This is a genomic window from Pseudomonas sp. 210_17 TE3656 (genome assembly GCF_054821965.1).
Genome location: NZ_JBTRBC010000001.1, coordinates 279,810 through 297,119, shown reverse-complemented (window position 1 = coordinate 297,119; position 17,310 = coordinate 279,810). Strand labels below are relative to the sequence as shown.

Here is a 17,310-nt window from a genome sequence, read left to right as displayed (position 1 = left end):
ACCATGAACAAGCGATACGACTACATCATCATCGGTGCGGGCTCTGCCGGCTGCGTTCTGGCCAACCGCCTGACCGAGGACGCCGGTACTTCGGTGCTGGTCCTGGAGTTCGGCGGCAGCGACCGCAGCGTGCTGATCCAGATGCCCAGTGCGTTCTCATTGCCGATGAACACCAAGAAGTACAACTGGCGCTACGAGACAGTCGCCGAGCCGCATCTGGACGGCCGGCGCCTGCACTGCCCACGGGGCAAGGTGCTCGGCGGTTCATCGTCGATCAACGGCCTGGTGTATATCCGCGGCCATGCCTGTGACTTCGACGAATGGGAAAGCCTGGGCGCGAAAAACTGGGGCTATCGAAATTGCCTGCCGTATTTCAAGCGCGCCGAGACCTACAAGTTCGGTGGCGATAACTATCGCGGTGGCGCAGGCCCGCTGGCCACCAACAACGGCAACAACATGCAGAACCCGTTGTACGGCGCCTGGGTGGAGGCCGGTGCCGAGGCGGGCTACATCAAGACCGACGACTGCAACGGCTACATGCAGGAAGGCTTCGGCGCCATGCACATGACGGTCAAGGACGGCGTGCGCTGGTCCACTGCCAATGCCTACCTGCGCCCGGCGATGACCCGGCCCAACCTGACCGTCGTCACCCATGCCATGACCCGGCGCATCCTCCTCGAGGGCAAGCGTGCGGTGGGCGTGGAGTACGACGAAGGCGGCCTGACCCACAAGGTCTATTGCAACCGCGAGGTGCTGGTCTCGTCCGGCCCGATCGGCTCGCCGCATCTGTTGCAGCGCTCGGGGATCGGCCCGCAGGCGGTGCTGAAAAAGGCCGGTATCGAGGTGCGCCACGACCTGCCAGGGGTCGGCGAAAACCTTCAGGACCATTCGGAAATCTACATCCAGTACGCCTGCAAGGAGCCGGTGACGCTCAACGGCAAGATGAACCTGCTGGGCAAGGCGCTGATCGGCCTGCGCTGGCTGCTGTTCAAAGATGGCCTGGGAGCCAGCAACCACTTCGAGGCCGGCGGTTTCATCCGCTCGTCCAAGGGCCTGCGCTGGCCGGACATCCAGTTCCACTTCCTGCCGGCGGCGATGCGCTACGACGGTGACAAACCGTTCAAGGGCCATGGTTTCATGGTGCTGACCGGGCCGAACAAGCCCAAGAGCCGGGGCCATGTGCGGGCGTTGTCGGCCGACCCTTACCAGCACCCGGAAATCCGCTTCAACTACCTGGAGAGCGAAGAGGACCGCGAGGGCTTTCGCCGCTGCGTGCGCCTGACCCGGGAAATCATCGCGCAACCGGCCATGGACCGCTACCGCGGCGAGGAACTGGCGCCAGGGCCGCAGGTGCAGACCGATGAACAGATCGACGCCTTCGTGCGCGCCAACATGGAAAGCACCATGCACCCCTGCGGTTCCTGCCGCATGGGCGAGGATGACATGGCGGTGGTCGACTCTTCACTGCGCGTACGGGGGCTGCAGGGGTTGCGGGTGATCGACTCGTCGGTATTCCCCAGCGAGCCCAACGGCAACCTCAACGCGCCGACCATCATGCTCGCCGAACGTGCCGCCGACCTGGTGCGCGGGCGTGAGCCGCTGGCGCCGGCGCAGGTACCGGTCGGCCTGGTCGAGGGTTGGGAAGAAGAACAGCGCAGTCGGGCGCCGAAGCGCAAGGTAAGTGCCTGACGACCCAGTGGGAGTAACTGTCTTGTACGGTGGGAGCGGGCTTGCCCCGCGATTGCGGTGTGTCAGCCACATAGCATCGCGGGGCAAGCCCGCTCCCACCGGGCGGGACGGCACCAAGCAGGCCGGACCGAATGCGTTCCATTGGAGCGAAAACGCTACAGTGGGACCAAGCGCAGGGTTTACGACGCTTAAACGCCAGTGAACAGCCGGATTAACGCCTTTTCATGGAGTGACTTCATTACAGCCAATCAACACAACCCCGGATAAAACAACGCTTTTTCGCTTGGCATAGACCTTGCTCTTTCATAGGCACTCCGCCGCACTGGCAGAGGTGTTTGAACTTGTGACGTTATAAAAACAATTAAACTAGCAAGGTAAAGCCTAATGAAAAACTCGACGCTGGGTCCGCCTGACAGCGAAGCGCACGAACTCCAACGTAATCTCTCCAACCGCCATATCCAGTTGATCGCCATCGGTGGCGCCATCGGCACCGGCCTGTTCATGGGCTCCGGCAAGACCATCAGCCTGGCGGGACCCTCGATCATCTTTGTCTACATGATCATCGGTTTCATGCTGTTCTTCGTCATGCGGGCAATGGGCGAGTTGCTGTTGTCCAATCTCAAGTACAAATCGTTCATTGATTTCTCCGCGGATCTGTTGGGACCCTGGGCAGGGTTCTTCACCGGCTGGACTTACTGGTTCTGCTGGATAGTCACCGGCATCGCCGATGTCATTGCGATCTCCGCCTATTCACAGTTCTGGTTCCCGGATATCCCGCAATGGTTGCCGGCACTCAGTTGTGTGGGCCTGTTGCTTTCACTCAATTTGCTGACCGTGAAGATGTTCGGTGAACTGGAGTTCTGGTTCGCCATGATCAAGATCGTGGCCATTTGTGCCCTGGTCTGCACCGGCCTTTACATGGTGGTCGCAGCCTATCAGTCGCCTGCCGGCGATGTCGCGTCGCTGGCCAACTTGTGGAATGACGGCGGCATGTTCCCCCATGGCGCCATGGGCTTCTTCGCCGGATTCCAGATTGCGATCTTTGCCTTTGCCGGGATCGAGCTGGTGGGTACCACCGCCGCAGAAACCAAGAACCCTGAACGCAACCTGCCACGGGCGATCAACTCGATTCCGCTGCGCATCATCGTGTTCTATGTGTTCGCGCTGATCGCGATCATGGCCGTTACGCCCTGGCGTGATGTGGTTGCCAACAAGAGCCCGTTTGTCGAGCTGTTCGTCCTGGCCGGTCTGCCGGCGGCTGCCGGGATCATCAACTTCGTGGTCCTCACCTCTGCTGCTTCTTCGGCAAACAGTGGGGTGTTTTCCACCAGCCGCATGCTCTACGGCCTGGCCGTGGATGGCGATGCACCTGGCAAGTTCAAGGCGTTGTCCAGCCGCGCCGTGCCTTCCAATGGCCTGATCTTTTCCTGTGTCTGCCTGTCGGCGGGGGCGCTGGTGATCTACCTGGTGCCGAACATGCTCGATGCCTTCACCCTGATCACCACGGTGTCGGCGATCCTGTTCATGTGCGTCTGGTCGATGATCCTGCTGTCGTACCTGGCGTATCGCAAGCAGCGCGAGCACCTGCATCGCGCCTCGAAATACCGCATGCCGGGCGGCATCTTCATGAGCTGGGCCTGCCTGGTGTTCTTCGTCGCCATGCTGGCCTTGCTGGCGCTGGAAGAAGACACCCGCAAAGCGCTGGTGTTCGTGCCGGTCTGGTTCGTCATCCTCGGTCTGGCTTACCGCTCGATGCGTCAGAAAAAGTCGGAGGGCGTGCAGTTGTCCTACGACGCGGACTGATAAGCACATTCACGCTTTCACTCGGGGGGACGGCACAAGGGGCCGTCCCCCTGTCGTCTTTGCACAACCAGGGAGTCGTCATGCGCATCCACGTCACCTTTATCGACCGCGTTGGCATTACCCAGGAAATCCTGGCCTTGCTGGGCGCGCGCAACCTCAACCTGGACGCGGTGGAAATGATCCCGCCCAACGTCTACATCGATGCACCAGCGCTGTCACAGGCCGTGCTGGACGAACTTCACCACGCCTTGCTGCGGGTGATCGGGGTCCAGGCGGTGGAACTTGTCGACTTTCTCCCCGGCCAGCGCCGGCACCTGCAACTGGAAGCCTTGCTCGCGGCGATGAGCGATCCGGTACTGGCGGTGGACCCCGGTGGCCATGTGCTGCTGGCCAATCCGACGCTGGTCAGCCTCGTTGGTCGCGAGCCGGCCGGTGAGCCGTTGTCCAGGCTGTTCGCCGAACCCGACCTGGCGCAGACCCTGATCGACAAAGGCTTTCGCCTGCCGATGTGCGAGGTGAGCCTGCAGGGCCAGGCGCTGTTGCTGGAAGCCACGCCGATCAGCGGCGGCGCCGATGCCTTGGTCGGCGGCCTGCTGACCCTGTATCCGCCAAGCCGTATCGGCGAGCGTCTGGCTTCGCTGCTGCACGATCATGCCGAGGGGTTGCAGGCGCTGCTGGGCGAATCGGCGCCGCTCAAGGACCTCAAGGCGCGCCTGCACAAGGTGGCGAGCCTGGAGGCGCCGCTGTTGATCCAGGGCGAAACCGGCACCGGCAAAGAGCTGGTGGCGCGTGCCTGTCATGCATTGAGCGTGCGCCGCGATGCGTCCTTCCTGGCGCTCAACTGCGCGGCGCTGCCAGAGAGCCTGGCCGAGAGCGAGCTGTTCGGCTACGCCGCCGGCGCTTTTACCGGTGCCCAGCGCGGCGGCAAGCCGGGCCTGTTGGAACTGGCCGACGGTGGCACGGTGTTCCTTGATGAGGTGGGCGAGATGTCGCCGTACCTGCAGGCCAAGCTGCTGCGCTTTCTCAGTGACGGCAGCTTTCGCCGGGTCGGTGGCGGCGGCGAAGTGCGGGTGAATGTGCGGGTGGTCTGCGCGACGCACCGCAACCTGGAAAACATGGTGGTCGAAGGCAGCTTTCGCGAAGACCTCTACTACCGCCTGAACGTACTCAATCTGCTGGTGCCGCCGTTGCGCGAACGCGGCAGGGACATCCTGCTGCTGGCCGAGCACTTCCTGCGTCAGGCCTGCGCGCAGATACAGCGCTCACCGTGCCGGCTGGCGCTGGCCACCCATCCGCTGCTGCTGGGCAATCGCTGGGCGGGTAATGTGCGCCAACTGCAGAACGTGATCTTCCGTGCCGCGGCCATCAGCGAAGGGGAGGTGATCGACTGCGACGACCTGGAACTGGCCGGTACTGCCCTGAACAGCCAGCAGCCCGATACCCCGCAGGTCACCAGCCTGGAAGCGGCGGTGCAGGGCTTCGAAAAGTCGCTGCTGGAGACGATGTACGCGGCCTATCCCTCGACCCGGCAACTGGCGGTGCGCCTGCAGACTTCCCACACCGCCATCGGCCAGCGCTTGCGTAAGTACGGCATCGCCAGCCGGGTCTCGTAACCTGGTTCGAATACGCTCCACTGGAGTGATTGTGCTCCAGTCGGGCGTGAGCCGCGGCTTCATTGGCCCGTCCTGTCAGGGCTGGCTGCCGGGCTCGGGCAACGGAGCGATTTCGCTCCAGCGCAGCGTCTTGATGTTGATGGGTTTTGTTGCTCAACTTATTGAAATATAAAGGTTTTAATAAGTTGGCATTGCCCTTGCTCTTGTATCAATCAGTCCTGCACCAGGACCTACCTGATAACAAGAGAGGAAGATTCATGACCACGCTGCGTTTTACTCCCGAACACGAATGGCTGCGCCTGGAAGCGACTGGCGAACTGACCGTCGGCATCACCACCTACGCCCAGGAAGCCCTCGGTGACGTGGTGTTCGTGCAGTTGCCGGAGCCGGGCGAATACGGCGAGGGCAATGAAGTCGCGGTGCTGGAGTCGGTGAAGGCCGCCAGCAACATCAGCATGCCCCTGAACGGTACCGTGGTGGCGGTCAACCAGGCCCTGGCCGACGACCCCGAACTGGTCAACGCCTCGCCGATGCAAGACGGCTGGTTCTTCCGCATCAAGGTGGCCAACCCTGCCGACCTCGACACCCTGATGGACCAGGAAGGCTACGACCGCTTCCTGGCCGACAACGCCTGAGCCAGGGGGCCGACATGAGCAATGCATCCATCCCGCTGACCACCGACAACGAGTTCATCGCCCGTCACATCGGCCCGCGCGAGGACGACATCGACGCGATGCTGGCGCTGATCGGCCATGACAGCCTCGACGGCCTGATCGACAGCGTCATCCCGGAGAGCATCAAGGGCACCAGCGTGCTTGAGCTGTGCAAAGGGCAGGGCGAGGCCGAGGCGCTGGCCTCGCTCAAGGCCATTGCGGCGAAGAACCAGCTGTTTCGCAATCACATCGGCCAGGGCTATTACCCGTGCCACACACCGACGCCGATTCTGCGCAACCTGCTGGAGAACCCGGCCTGGTACACCGCCTACACACCGTACCAGCCGGAGATTTCCCAGGGCCGTCTGGAAGCGCTGCTGAACTTTCAGACCTTGATCAGCGACCTGACCGGTATGGAGATCGCCAACGCCTCGTTGCTCGATGAAGCCACCGCCGCCGCCGAAGCCATGACCTTCTGCAAGCGTCTGGCGAAGAGCAAGGCCCCGGCGTTTTTCGTCTCCCACCATTGTCATCCGCAAACCCTCGACGTGCTGCGTACCCGTGCCGAGCCGCTGGGTATTGAAGTGGTCATCGGCGATGAGTCGGCACTGCTGAACCAGAACCTGGAGGGTTATTTCGGCCTGTTGCTGCAATACCCGGCGAGTACTGGCGCTATTGTCGACCATCGCGCCCTGGTGCAGCACGCCCATGCCGCCGGCGCGTTGGTGGCGGTGGCCGCCGACCTGCTGGCGCTGACCTTGCTGACCCCGCCGGGTGAATTCGGTGCCGACGTGGTCTTGGGCAGTGCCCAGCGTTTTGGTGTGCCGCTGGGTTTTGGCGGCCCGCACGCGGCGTTCTTCGCCACCCGCGACAGCTTCAAGCGCGACATGCCCGGACGTCTGGTCGGCGTGTCCATCGATCGCTTCGGCAAGCCGGCCCTGCGCCTGGCCATGCAGACCCGCGAGCAGCACATTCGCCGTGAGAAAGCCACCAGCAACATCTGCACCGCGCAGGTCCTGCTGGCCAACATCGCCAGCATGTATGCGGTTTACCACGGTCCGCAGGGCCTGGCGCAGATCGCCCGGCGCGTGCATCGGTTGACTGCGATTCTGGTACGCGGGCTGCAGCAGCTCGGGCATCAGGTCGAGCAGCAACACTTCTTCGACACCGTCAGCGTGGTGACCGCAGGCCCTGTGGCCGAGGTGCTCGCCGCCGCCAACGGCGCGCAGTTGAACCTGCGGCTGATCGACGAGCAGCGGGTCGGTCTATCGCTGGATGAAACCTGCGAGCAGGCCGCCGTCGAGGCCTTGTGGCAAGCCTTCGCCATGTCCGGACAGACGCTTCCAGACTTCACCGCGCTGGCCGCCGACACGGGTGATTGCCTGCCGTTGCCACTGCTGCGCGAAACGCCGTTCCTGCAGCATCAGGTGTTCAACCGCTACCATTCGGAAACTGAGCTGATGCGCTACCTGCGGCGTCTGGCCGACAAGGACCTGGCCCTGGACCGCAGCATGATCGCCTTGGGTTCATGCACCATGAAGCTCAATGCCGCCAGTGAAATGATCCCGATCACCTGGCCCGAGTTCGGTGCCTTGCACCCGTTCGCCCCGGCCGGGCAGTCGTTGGGTTACCGGCAACTGACGGATGAGTTGGAGGCCATGCTTTGTGCGGCCACCGGTTATGACGCCATGTCGCTGCAGCCCAATGCCGGTTCCCAGGGCGAGTACGCCGGCCTGCTGGCGATCCGCGCCTATCACGCCAGCCGTGGCGAGGCTGGGCGCGATGTCTGCCTGATTCCGTCGTCGGCCCATGGCACCAACCCGGCCACGGCGCAGATGGCCGGCATGCGGGTGGTGGTGGTCAACTGCGATGAGCGCGGCAATGTCGATGTGGCGGACCTGCAAAGCAAGGCCGCGCAGCACCGGGACAGCCTGGCGGCGTTGATGATCACCTATCCCTCGACCCATGGCGTGTTTGAAGACGGCATCACCCGCATCTGCGACATCATTCATGCGCACGGCGGCCAGGTGTACCTGGACGGCGCCAACATGAATGCCATGGTCGGCCTCTGCGCCCCGGGCAAGTTCGGTGGCGACGTCTCGCACCTGAACCTGCACAAGACTTTCTGCATCCCTCACGGCGGTGGCGGCCCGGGTGTCGGCCCGATCGGCGTCAAGGCGCACCTGGCGCCGTTCCTGCCGGGTCACGCGCACATGGACAACAAGCACGGCGCGGTCAGTGCAGCGCCGTATGGCAGCGCCAGCATCCTGCCGATCACCTGGATGTACATCCGCATGATGGGCGGCGAAGGGCTCAAGCGCGCTTCGCAGCTGGCGATCCTGAGTGCCAACTACATCGCCCGGCGCCTGGAAGAGCACTACCCGGTGCTCTACACCGGCGAGAACGGCCTGGTCGCGCATGAATGCATTCTTGATCTGCGCCCGCTCAAGGACAGCAGCGGTATCAGTGTCGAAGATGTGGCCAAGCGCCTGATCGACTTCGGCTTCCATGCCCCGACCATGTCCTTCCCGGTGGCTGGCACCTTGATGGTCGAGCCGACCGAGAGCGAGTCGAAGGAGGAGCTGGACCGCTTCTGCGACGCGATGATCTGCATCCGCGAGGAAATCCGTGCGGTGGAAAACGGTACTCTGGACAAGCTCGACAACCCGCTGAAGAACGCACCGCATACCGCTAGTGAGCTGGTCGGCGAATGGCCGCATCGCTATGGCCGGGAGCTGGCGGTGTATCCGCTGGCCGATCTGCGCGAGAGCAAGTACTGGCCGCCGGTGGGGCGCGTGGACAACGTCTACGGCGACCGCAACCTGGCGTGTGCCTGCCCGCCAATGTCGATCTATCAAGACGCTTGATTGCACTGGGTGGGAGCGGGCTTGCCCCGCGATGCGATGTGACTGACAAACCGCAATCGCGGGGCAAGCCCGCTCCCACCAGAACTATTGCTCCCACAGGCAGCTGTTTCGCTAATAACAAGGAAAACCACCATGTTCCATAAAAGCCTGACCCTCTCCGATTTCGACCCTGCGCTGTCCGCCGCCATCCACCGCGAGGCACAACGCCAGGAAGACCATATCGAGCTGATCGCCTCGGAAAACTACACCAGCCCGCAGGTGATGCAGGCCCAGGGCACCGAGCTGACCAACAAGTACGCCGAAGGCTACCCGGGCAAGCGTTACTACGGCGGTTGCGAGCACGTCGATGTGGTCGAGCAACTGGCCATTGACCGTGCCAAACAACTGTTCGGTGCAGGCTATGCCAACGTCCAGCCGCACTCCGGCTCCCAGGCCAACGCGGCGGTCTACCTGGCCTTGCTGCAGGCTGGCGACACTCTCCTCGGCATGAGCCTGGCCCATGGCGGTCACCTCACTCACGGTGCCAAGGTCAGCTCCTCGGGCAAGCTGTACAACGCCGTGCAGTACGGCATCGACGCCAATGGCCTGATCGATTACGACGAAGTTGAGCGTCTGGCTGTCGAACACCAGCCGAAGATGATCGTCGCCGGGTTCTCGGCCTACTCGAAAACCCTGGACTTCCCGCGCTTCCGTGAGATCGCCGACAAGGTCGGGGCCTATCTGTTCGTCGACATGGCCCACGTCGCCGGCCTGGTTGCGGCGGGCCTGTACCCCAATCCGCTGCCCTACGCCGATGTGGTCACCACCACTACCCACAAGACCCTGCGCGGTCCGCGCGGTGGGCTGATCCTGGCCAAGGCTGATCCGGAGCTGGAGAAGAAGCTCAACTCGGCGGTGTTCCCGGGCGGGCAGGGCGGGCCGCTGATGCATGTGATCGCCGCCAAGGCCGTGTGCTTCAAGGAAGCGCTGGAACCGGGCTTCAAGGATTACCAGTTCCAGGTCATCAAAAACGCCCAGGCCATGGCGGAAATCTTCCGCCAGCGCGGTTACGACGTGGTCTCCGGTGGCACCGACAACCACCTGTTCCTGGTCAGCCTGATCCGCCAGGGCATCACCGGCAAGGACGCCGATGCCGCCTTGGGCCGCGCGCACATCACCGTGAACAAGAACGCCGTGCCCAACGACCCGCAATCGCCGTTCGTGACCTCGGGCCTGCGCATCGGTACCCCGGCGGTGACCACCCGGGGTTTCCAGGTGCCGGAGTGCCGCGCCCTGGCGACCTGGATCTGCGACATCCTCGACCACCTCGGCGATGCCGACGTCGAGGCCCAGGTGGCCCGGCAGGTGGCCGAGCTGTGCAAACTGTTCCCGGTTTATCGGGCCTGATCCCTGGGTGTGATGGCGGAGGCCTGTATGTCGCTGAGTGTTTTTGATCTGTTCAAGGTGGGCATCGGCCCGTCCAGCTCCCACACGGTCGGGCCGATGCGCGCCGCGGCGCGCTTTGCCGAAGGGCTCAGGGAGCAGGGGCTGCTGGCTCAGGTGGAGGGCGTGCGCGCCGAACTGTACGGCTCGCTCGGCGCCACCGGCAAAGGCCACGGCAGCGACAAGGCGGTGCTGCTGGGGCTTGAGGGTGAGCACCCGGATACCGTCGAGACGTCGCTGGTGGCCGATCGTCTGGGGATGATTCGCCAGAGCGGGATGCTGTCGCTGCTCGGTGAGAAGCGCATCCGCTTCGTCGAAAAAGAACACCTGGCGATGATCCGCAAGCCCTTGCCCTATCACCCCAACGGCATGATCCTGCGTGCCTTCGACGCGGCCGGGCTGCAGCTGTGCAGTCGCGAGTATTACTCGGTGGGGGGCGGTTTTGTGGTGGACGAGGCGGCGGTTGGCGTCGATCGCATCGTCGAAGACCGCACGCCGCTGCGCTTCCCGTTTCTGAGCGGACGCGAGCTGTTGGCGCAATGCGCCCAGCACGGCCTGTCGATCAGCCAGTTGATGGCCGAGAACGAGACCGCCTGGCGCAGCCCGGAGCAGACGCGCCAGGGCTTGCTGCACATCTGGCAGGTGATGCAGGACTGCGTCAAGGCCGGGTGCCGCACCGAGGGCATCATGCCCGGCGGGCTCAAGGTCAAGCGCCGTGCCGCCGCGTTGCACCGACAGTTGAGCGCCAGCCCTGAAGCCGGCTTGCGCGACAGCCTCTCGGTGCTCGACTGGGTCAACCTCTACGCCCTGGCGGTCAACGAGGAAAACGCCAGCGGCGGGCGGGTGGTCACCGCACCGACCAATGGCGCGGCTGGCATCATCCCGGCGGTGCTGCATTACTACACGCGTTTCGTGCCAGGGGCCAACGAGGACGGGGTGGTGCGTTTTCTGCTCAGCGCCGCTGCAATCGGCATTTTGTACAAGGAAAACGCTTCGATCTCCGGGGCCGAAGTCGGCTGCCAGGGTGAGGTCGGGGTGGCCTGCTCGATGGCGGCCGGGGCCTTGTGCGAAGTGCTTGGCGGCAGCGTGCAGCAAGTGGAAAACGCCGCCGAAATCGGCATGGAGCACAACCTTGGGCTGACCTGCGACCCGATTGGCGGGCTGGTCCAGGTGCCGTGCATCGAGCGCAACGCCATGGGTTCGGTCAAGGCCATCAATGCCGCGCGCATGGCCCTGCGCGGCGATGGCCAGCACTTTGTCTCCCTCGACAAGGTGATCCGCACCATGCGCCAGACCGGCGCCGATATGAAAAGCAAATACAAAGAGACTGCCCGCGGCGGGCTGGCGGTCAACATCATCGAATGCTAGGAGTCACCCATGTCCACAGAACAACTACAACAAACGCCGTTGCATGGTCTGCACCTGGAACTCGGTGCGCGCATGGTGCCGTTCGCCGGCTACGCCATGCCAGTGCAGTACCCGCTGGGCGTGCTCAAGGAACACCTGCACACCCGTGAACAGGCCGGCCTGTTCGACGTTTCGCACATGGGCCAGCTCCGTCTGCGTGGCGCCGGTGCTGCCAAGGCGCTGGAAGCACTGGTGCCGGTCGATATCATCGACCTGTCGCCAGGCATGCAGCGCTATGCGCTGTTTACCAACGACGAGGGCGGCATCCTCGATGACCTGATGGTTGCCAACCTGGGCAACGACGAGCTGTTCCTGGTGGTCAACGCCGGCTGCAAGGACCAGGACCTGACCCACCTCAAACAGCACCTGGAAGGGCAGTGCGACGTCGAGTCACTGTTCGACAGCCGCGCCTTGCTGGCGCTGCAGGGCCCGGCGGCAGCCAGGGTACTGGCGCGTCTGGCGCCTGAGGTCGGCCGCATGACCTTCATGCAGTTCGCCAAGCTGAGGTTGCTCGGTGTTGACTGCTACGTCAGCCGCTCCGGTTACACCGGTGAGGACGGTTACGAAATCTCCGTGCCGGCAGAGGCTGCGCCAATGCTTGCCCGTTCGCTGCTGGCCGAGCCCGAGGTCCAGGCCATCGGCCTCGGTGCCCGTGACTCGCTGCGCCTGGAGGCCGGGCTGTGCCTGTACGGCCATGACATGGACCTGCGCACCACGCCGATCGAGGCCAGCCTGACCTGGGCGATTTCCAAGGCCCGGCGTGCCGATGGTGTACGCGCCGGTGGCTTCCCCGGTGCCGAACGGATTTTTGCCCAGCAGCGTGAAGGCGTGGGCAGCAAGCGCGTCGGCCTGCTGCCCAAAGAGCGGGTGCCGGTGCGTGAAGGGACGCTGATCGTCGACGCGCAAGAGCAGGTAATCGGCCGTGTTACCAGCGGCGGATTCGGCCCGAGTCTGGCTGGGCCGCTGGCGATGGGCTATGTGCAGAGCGGCTATGCGGCGCTGGACACCGAAGTCTTTGCCCTGGTGCGCGGCAAGCGGGTGCCGATGGTTGTCACCCGTACGCCGTTCGTGGCGCAACGTTACTACCGTGGCTGATGGCCAGATTGTCGGAGCATGAGCATGAACGAAACCCAAGCTGTCGCCACTCGCCCACAGCCGCTGCAGGCCGGGGTGAAACTGCGCGGTGCCGAGAAGGTGGCGCGTATCCCGGTGAAGATCCTGCCCACCGAAGAAGTGCCACGCAAGCCCGAGTGGATTCGCGTGGAGATTGCAACGTCACCGGAGGTGGCGCGGGTCAAGGCGCTGCTGCGCAAGCACAAACTGCACAGCGTCTGCGAGGAAGCCTCGTGTCCGAACCTCGGCGAGTGCTTCTCCGGCGGTACGGCGACCTTCATGATCATGGGCGACATCTGTACCCGCCGTTGCCCGTTTTGCGATGTCGGTCACGGCCGGCCCAAGCCGCTGGACGTCGATGAGCCAAAGAACCTGGCCATCGCCATCGCCGACCTGCGCCTGAAATACGTGGTCATCACCTCGGTCGACCGCGACGACCTGCGCGACGGTGGTGCCCAGCACTTTGTCGACTGCCTGCGCGAGATCCGCAAACTGTCGCCGGGTATCCGTCTGGAAACCCTGGTGCCCGACTACCGGGGGCGCATGGACGTGGCCCTGGCGATCACCGCGCAGGAGCCGCCGGATGTCTTCAACCACAACCTGGAAACCGTGCCGCGCCTGTACAAGGCGGCACGGCCGGGTTCGGATTTCGAGTGGTCGCTGGATTTGCTGGAGAACTTCAAACTGCGCGTACCCGCGGTGCCGACCAAGTCCGGGTTGATGCTGGGGCTGGGCGAAACCGATGACGAAGTGATCGAGGTGATGCAACGCCTGCGCGAACACCAGGTCGACATGCTGACCTTGGGGCAGTATCTGCAACCTTCGCGCAGCCACCTGCCGGTGCAGCGTTTTGTCCACCCCGATACCTTTGCCTGGTTTGCCGAACAGGCGCTGGCGATGGGCTTCAGGAACGTGGCGTCCGGGCCGCTGGTGCGCTCCTCCTACCATGCCGACCAACAGGCTAATTTTCGGTAGGAGCGGGCTTGCCCCGCGATACGATGTGACTGACAAACCGCAATCGCGGGGCAAGTCGGGTCGCCGCACCGCCGCTCCCACAGTGTGGTTTATTCGCAAGGGCTATATGCATGTATCCAACGGGTCTTGTACCGCAGACCGGGTTGGGTTTTAGCTGGACGCAGGCGCGGGCGCGCATCCTCGGCCCGCCGCCGCAACGTGAACAACCCAAAAGACCAAGGCGCGTTGACCGCCGTAGAGGCTGACGGCCGCGCGGATAAATCAGGTGCAGACAATGAGCACACCTCTGGATTTGAATGCCTTGAAGGCACGCCAGCAGACGGCGTGGGCCAGCGGCGATTACGCGGTGATCGGCACGACCTTGCAACTGGTCGGCGAACGCCTGGCCGAAGCCTGCGACTTGCGCTGGGACGAAAAGGTCCTGGATGTGGCTGCCGGCAACGGCAATGCCACCCTTGCCGCGGCACGGCGCGGCTGTCAGGTGACCTCCACGGACTACGTGCCCGAGCTGTTGAAACGCGGTGAAGAACGCGCACGGGCCGAGCATCTGAACGTAGTGTTTCAAACCGCCGATGCCGAGGCGCTGCCGTTTGCCGACGGCGCCTTTGATGCGGTGATATCGACCTTCGGCGTGATGTTTGCCCCGGATCAGGCTCAAGCGGCGAGGGAGCTTGCACGGGTCTGCCGCTCAGGCGGGCGGATCGGCCTGGCGAACTGGACGCCACAGGGTTTCATCGGGCAGATGTTCAAGACTCTCGGGCGCCATGTCCCGCCACCCGCCGGGGCGCTGCCGCCTTCGCGCTGGGGTGACGAAGAACAGTTGCAGCAGCTGTTCGGCGACAACGTCGGGGTTATCAATATCAGCCGCCAGCAGTTCAATTTTCGCTACCGCTCGGCGGCGCATTTCATCGACGTGTTCAGGACCTGGTATGGCCCGGTGCACAAAGCCTTTGCCTCATTGCAGAGTGACGCCGCCTACGCATTGGAGCGCGATCTTACTCAGCTGCTGAACGACAACAACGTGGCCGGCGCCTCGTCGCTGGTGGTGCCCAGCGAATACCTGGAGGTGGTCATCAGCCGCCGCTGAATCCAGGCCACTGTTCCCCCTGTGGGAGCGGCGGTGCGACGACTCGACTTGCCCCGCGATTGCGGGCTGTCAGCCACATCGCATCGCGGGGCAAGCCCGCTCCTACAGGGAACTGCTATCCTGCGGCGTGAACCATCAACCGGGGGCCTGCATGTCATTGTCGATCAACACCGAAGTGCTCTGGATAGACACGCCGCAAGGACGGCTGTTCTGTAGTCGATGGTTCCCCGCAGATGGCCCGGGCAATCCGGACAAGCCACCTATAGTCCTGTTCCATGACTCACTGGGCTGCATTGCCCTGTGGCGGGATTTTCCCCAGCAGTTGAGCCAGGCCACCGGACGTGAGGTGATTGCCTATGACCGGCTCGGCTTCGGCCAGTCCGATGAGTACCCAGGACGCCTGTCGCCGCAGTTCATCCGTGAAGAAGCCGAGTACTTTTTTGCCCATCTGAAGACGGCGCTTCAGGTCGAGCGCTTCGTTGCCCTGGGCCATAGCGTCGGAGGGGCCATGGCTGCAACCTGTGCCTCTTTGCATCCGCAAAGCTGCATGGCATTGATCACCATCGCTGCGCAGGCGTTTGTCGAAGAGCGCACGCTGCAGGGTATTCGCGCCGCTGAGATACAGTTCGAACAGCCCGAGCACATGGCGCGCTTGAAAAAATACCATGGTGATAAAGCGCCCTGGGTACTGACGGCCTGGACCCGGACATGGCTTACAGAGGCTTTCGGCGAATGGACGATCGAAAGCACAGTGGATGCCATTCATTGCCCGGCACTGGTTCTGCACGGTGAGCATGATGAGTACGGCTCAGCGCTGCACCCGCAGCGGATAGCCAGGCTGTCGCAAGGCCCCAGCGAGTATGTGATCCTCGAAGATTGCCACCATGTCCCGCACCGCGAGGCGCCTGAAGCGGTGCTGGGGGAGGTGGTTCGCTTCCTGGATGTTGACCATTGAGTGTAACCGGGCACATTCAGGGCGTTCCTAGTGCTGCTCGGTATCCGGCGGTTTAGGGCATTCAAGGGATGCTGAGCATTTGACGTACCAGGTAGCCGCAATCGCTGCTAGAACGACCGCGATAGAAATGGAGTGGAACACCCTGATGCAACAGGGAGAAACAGTCCGGACCACCAGTTTCTTGCCGACCGGGCCGCTACTTTTTGTGGCCAGTTTCACCGCGTCGCTGAACTGCTTGAGCTCCTTCTGGGACAAAACAATGATCCATTGATTGGCGACGGCAAAGAACAGGTAGCTCAGGAAGATCAACACATAGGTTGACGTGGACCAGTGTGCCTTTTCGGCGCCAACCGTGTAGCCCAGCACCGCAAGAGACACGGCCTGAAAATAAGTCCAGAGTTTGTGCAGGTTGTCGCTCTGTTTCTGGTAGATGTCAAAAGCTTCTTTGAGCGATACATCGCTGATCGCGTCTTTGGGCTCGGTTGTCGCCGGTTCATCCGCCATCTCAGGGCCACTCGATCTTCAGCGCCCGGGCGGTCGCCGGGCCGACAATGCCATCGGCGACCAGACGGTGAGTGGCCTGGAAGGCAATCACCGCAGCGGTGGTATGCGGCCCGTACTCGCCGTCGATCTTTCCGGGGTCGATGCCCATGGCCTTCAGGCTGTTCTGGATTTCCTTGACCTTCGCACTTTTGATGTTCGGCTCTTGCAGCCGGATGAACTGCGGTTGCGGCTTGAGGCGCGGCGCCCGTGCTTCGCTGCTGTAGGCGACGTTCGGTACCCTGCAGATATGGTCCCAGACCCGGCCGCTGACATTGCCGGCGCGAACGCCCAGGTTGGTACCGGCTGCCTCCATGGTCTTGCCGTGGCCATCGCTGATGGCGACATGTCCCATCCGCCCGGGCAGGGGCGGTTTGCGGATCAGAATGACCCCGGCGGTGAGCATCGCATCGGACTCATCGCTGGCGATCAGGGTGCCATCCTTTGCGTCTCTGACCCAGGCGCCGGAATACGCTTCAGTGATCGCCGGGTTGCCCTTGTTGTCGATGCAGCCATAGAGCTTTTTGAGCTTCTGGAACAGCACCCAGGAGACGAACTCTGCACAGTCCCACGGGCCGTTCCAGTTCGGGTTGTCCTTGGGGACCAGGACATTGACGTATTTCTGGCCTTTCTTGGTCGCAGCCAGTGCGAACAGCTCTTCTCCGGTGACCATGGCATGACCCTCTGATGACAGTGCAGATAGCCCAGTCGAGTTGCACCGTGTGCGGCGCTGCACCTTCTCCAGCCGGGACGTCAAGGGGTAGATCCACGGGTTTGTCGTACTTCAATTGACGGTAGCTTTGGCCGTAAAGGTTGTCCAATAGTGCACGGCACTATTGCCCCCTCTGTGGAAGCGGGCTTGCCCGGCGATGCCCGCCGTTCCCGGACCGCGCAAACCCGATCTTGATGGCCACCAGAATCGGCGCCGCCACTGCGAACAGCAGGGTCACGGCCATGAACGCGGTGTCGAAGGCAATCACTGTGGATTGCCCCACAACCGCTCGGCCCAGCAGGGTGGACAGGCTCGTGAGTCGTTCGATCACCGTGCCTGCACCTGCAGTGACGTGGCTGCCCAGCACCACAGCATTGCTGGCGAGATTGTGTTCGAGCAGGGTCTGCAAGGCCGCGACGCCCATCAGGCCACCCAGTTGCCGACCGGTATTGAACAGCCCGATGCCGCAGGTGG

General features: G+C 63.2%; 13 protein-coding genes and 1 pseudogene. 11 read left to right on the top strand and 3 right to left on the bottom strand.

What is annotated here, in order from left to right:
- The first annotated feature begins 3 nt into the window (after nucleotides 1–3).
- From betA to ACVI9W_RS01370, 11 genes are all read left to right on the top strand, one after another.
- Nucleotides 4–1,689 carry a choline dehydrogenase gene (betA, locus tag ACVI9W_RS01420; RefSeq protein WP_461528936.1) on the top strand — a complete coding sequence of 562 codons (1,686 nt, stop codon included), beginning with the start codon at nucleotides 4–6 and terminating at the stop codon, nucleotides 1,687–1,689.
- Nucleotides 1,690–2,073: 384 nt separating this feature from the next.
- A complete protein-coding gene (gene cycA / locus ACVI9W_RS01415) occupies nucleotides 2,074–3,492 on the top strand; it encodes a D-serine/D-alanine/glycine transporter (protein ID WP_157192941.1) in 1,419 nt (472 codons plus the stop codon).
- Nucleotides 3,493–3,572: 80 nt separating this feature from the next.
- A complete protein-coding gene (locus ACVI9W_RS01410) occupies nucleotides 3,573–5,105 on the top strand; it encodes a sigma 54-interacting transcriptional regulator (protein ID WP_461528935.1) in 1,533 nt (510 codons plus the stop codon).
- 257 nt (nucleotides 5,106–5,362) lie between these two features.
- Nucleotides 5,363–5,740, top strand: coding sequence for a glycine cleavage system protein GcvH (gene gcvH / locus ACVI9W_RS01405; protein ID WP_461528934.1), 378 nt, complete (start codon nucleotides 5,363–5,365; stop codon nucleotides 5,738–5,740).
- Between the two features lie 14 nt (nucleotides 5,741–5,754).
- Complete coding sequence (gene gcvP, locus ACVI9W_RS01400) at nucleotides 5,755–8,625, top strand: aminomethyl-transferring glycine dehydrogenase (protein ID WP_461528933.1); 2,871 nt, start codon at nucleotides 5,755–5,757, stop codon at nucleotides 8,623–8,625.
- 132 nt (nucleotides 8,626–8,757) lie between these two features.
- The gene (gene glyA, locus ACVI9W_RS01395) at nucleotides 8,758–10,011 is read left to right on the top strand and encodes a serine hydroxymethyltransferase (RefSeq protein ID WP_038611706.1); all 1,254 of its coding nucleotides are present in this window, start codon (nucleotides 8,758–8,760) and stop codon (nucleotides 10,009–10,011) included.
- Nucleotides 10,012–10,038: 27 nt separating this feature from the next.
- Nucleotides 10,039–11,415 (top strand): L-serine ammonia-lyase, encoded by a 1,377-nt coding sequence (locus ACVI9W_RS01390; protein WP_461528932.1) that lies wholly within the window; start codon nucleotides 10,039–10,041, stop codon nucleotides 11,413–11,415.
- Nucleotides 11,416–11,424: 9 nt separating this feature from the next.
- Nucleotides 11,425–12,549: a glycine cleavage system aminomethyltransferase GcvT gene (gene gcvT / locus ACVI9W_RS01385; RefSeq protein ID WP_461528931.1), complete on the top strand. Its 1,125-nt coding sequence runs from the start codon at nucleotides 11,425–11,427 to the stop codon at nucleotides 12,547–12,549.
- Nucleotides 12,550–12,573: 24 nt separating this feature from the next.
- Nucleotides 12,574–13,542: a lipoyl synthase gene (gene lipA, locus ACVI9W_RS01380; protein WP_461528930.1), complete on the top strand. Its 969-nt coding sequence runs from the start codon at nucleotides 12,574–12,576 to the stop codon at nucleotides 13,540–13,542.
- A gap of 274 nt (nucleotides 13,543–13,816) precedes the next feature.
- Entirely contained in the window at nucleotides 13,817–14,629 is an 813-nt protein-coding gene (locus tag ACVI9W_RS01375) for a class I SAM-dependent methyltransferase (RefSeq protein WP_461528929.1), read from the top strand.
- Nucleotides 14,630–14,780: 151 nt separating this feature from the next.
- Nucleotides 14,781–15,584, top strand: coding sequence for an alpha/beta fold hydrolase (locus tag ACVI9W_RS01370; RefSeq protein ID WP_461528928.1), 804 nt, complete (start codon nucleotides 14,781–14,783; stop codon nucleotides 15,582–15,584).
- 27 nt (nucleotides 15,585–15,611) lie between these two features.
- On the opposite strand, the gene ACVI9W_RS01365 is transcribed toward ACVI9W_RS01370, so the two are convergent.
- The 3 genes and pseudogenes from ACVI9W_RS01365 to ACVI9W_RS01355 all read right to left on the bottom strand — a co-directional run.
- Nucleotides 15,612–16,088 carry a hypothetical protein gene (locus tag ACVI9W_RS01365; RefSeq protein WP_461528927.1) on the bottom strand — a complete coding sequence of 159 codons (477 nt, stop codon included), beginning with the start codon at nucleotides 16,086–16,088 and terminating at the stop codon, nucleotides 15,612–15,614.
- Between the two features lies 1 nt (nucleotide 16,089).
- Nucleotides 16,090–16,797 (bottom strand): peptidoglycan-binding domain-containing protein, encoded by a 708-nt coding sequence (locus tag ACVI9W_RS01360; RefSeq protein ID WP_461528926.1) that lies wholly within the window; start codon nucleotides 16,795–16,797, stop codon nucleotides 16,090–16,092.
- 160 nt (nucleotides 16,798–16,957) lie between these two features.
- A pseudogene (locus tag ACVI9W_RS01355) lies at nucleotides 16,958–17,302 on the bottom strand (MFS transporter); the annotation flags it as partial.
- Nucleotides 17,303–17,310: the final 8 nt, after the last annotated feature.

Excerpts from the sequence above, each read along its gene's own strand:
- betA (WP_461528936.1), top strand. The coding sequence starts at position 4 with ATGAACAAGCGATACGACTACATCATCATCGGTGCGGGCTCTGCCGGC.
- cycA (WP_157192941.1), top strand. The coding sequence starts at position 2,074 with ATGAAAAACTCGACGCTGGGTCCGCCTGACAGCGAAGCGCACGAACTC.
- ACVI9W_RS01410 (WP_461528935.1), top strand. The coding sequence starts at position 3,573 with ATGCGCATCCACGTCACCTTTATCGACCGCGTTGGCATTACCCAGGAA.
- gcvH (WP_461528934.1), top strand. The coding sequence starts at position 5,363 with ATGACCACGCTGCGTTTTACTCCCGAACACGAATGGCTGCGCCTGGAA.
- gcvP (WP_461528933.1), top strand. The coding sequence starts at position 5,755 with ATGAGCAATGCATCCATCCCGCTGACCACCGACAACGAGTTCATCGCC.
- glyA (WP_038611706.1), top strand. The coding sequence starts at position 8,758 with ATGTTCCATAAAAGCCTGACCCTCTCCGATTTCGACCCTGCGCTGTCC.
- ACVI9W_RS01390 (WP_461528932.1), top strand. The coding sequence starts at position 10,039 with ATGTCGCTGAGTGTTTTTGATCTGTTCAAGGTGGGCATCGGCCCGTCC.
- gcvT (WP_461528931.1), top strand. The coding sequence starts at position 11,425 with ATGTCCACAGAACAACTACAACAAACGCCGTTGCATGGTCTGCACCTG.
- lipA (WP_461528930.1), top strand. The coding sequence starts at position 12,574 with ATGAACGAAACCCAAGCTGTCGCCACTCGCCCACAGCCGCTGCAGGCC.
- ACVI9W_RS01375 (WP_461528929.1), top strand. The coding sequence starts at position 13,817 with ATGAGCACACCTCTGGATTTGAATGCCTTGAAGGCACGCCAGCAGACG.
- ACVI9W_RS01370 (WP_461528928.1), top strand. The coding sequence starts at position 14,781 with ATGTCATTGTCGATCAACACCGAAGTGCTCTGGATAGACACGCCGCAA.
- ACVI9W_RS01365 (WP_461528927.1), bottom strand. The coding sequence starts at position 16,088 with ATGGCGGATGAACCGGCGACAACCGAGCCCAAAGACGCGATCAGCGAT.
- ACVI9W_RS01360 (WP_461528926.1), bottom strand. The coding sequence starts at position 16,797 with ATGGTCACCGGAGAAGAGCTGTTCGCACTGGCTGCGACCAAGAAAGGC.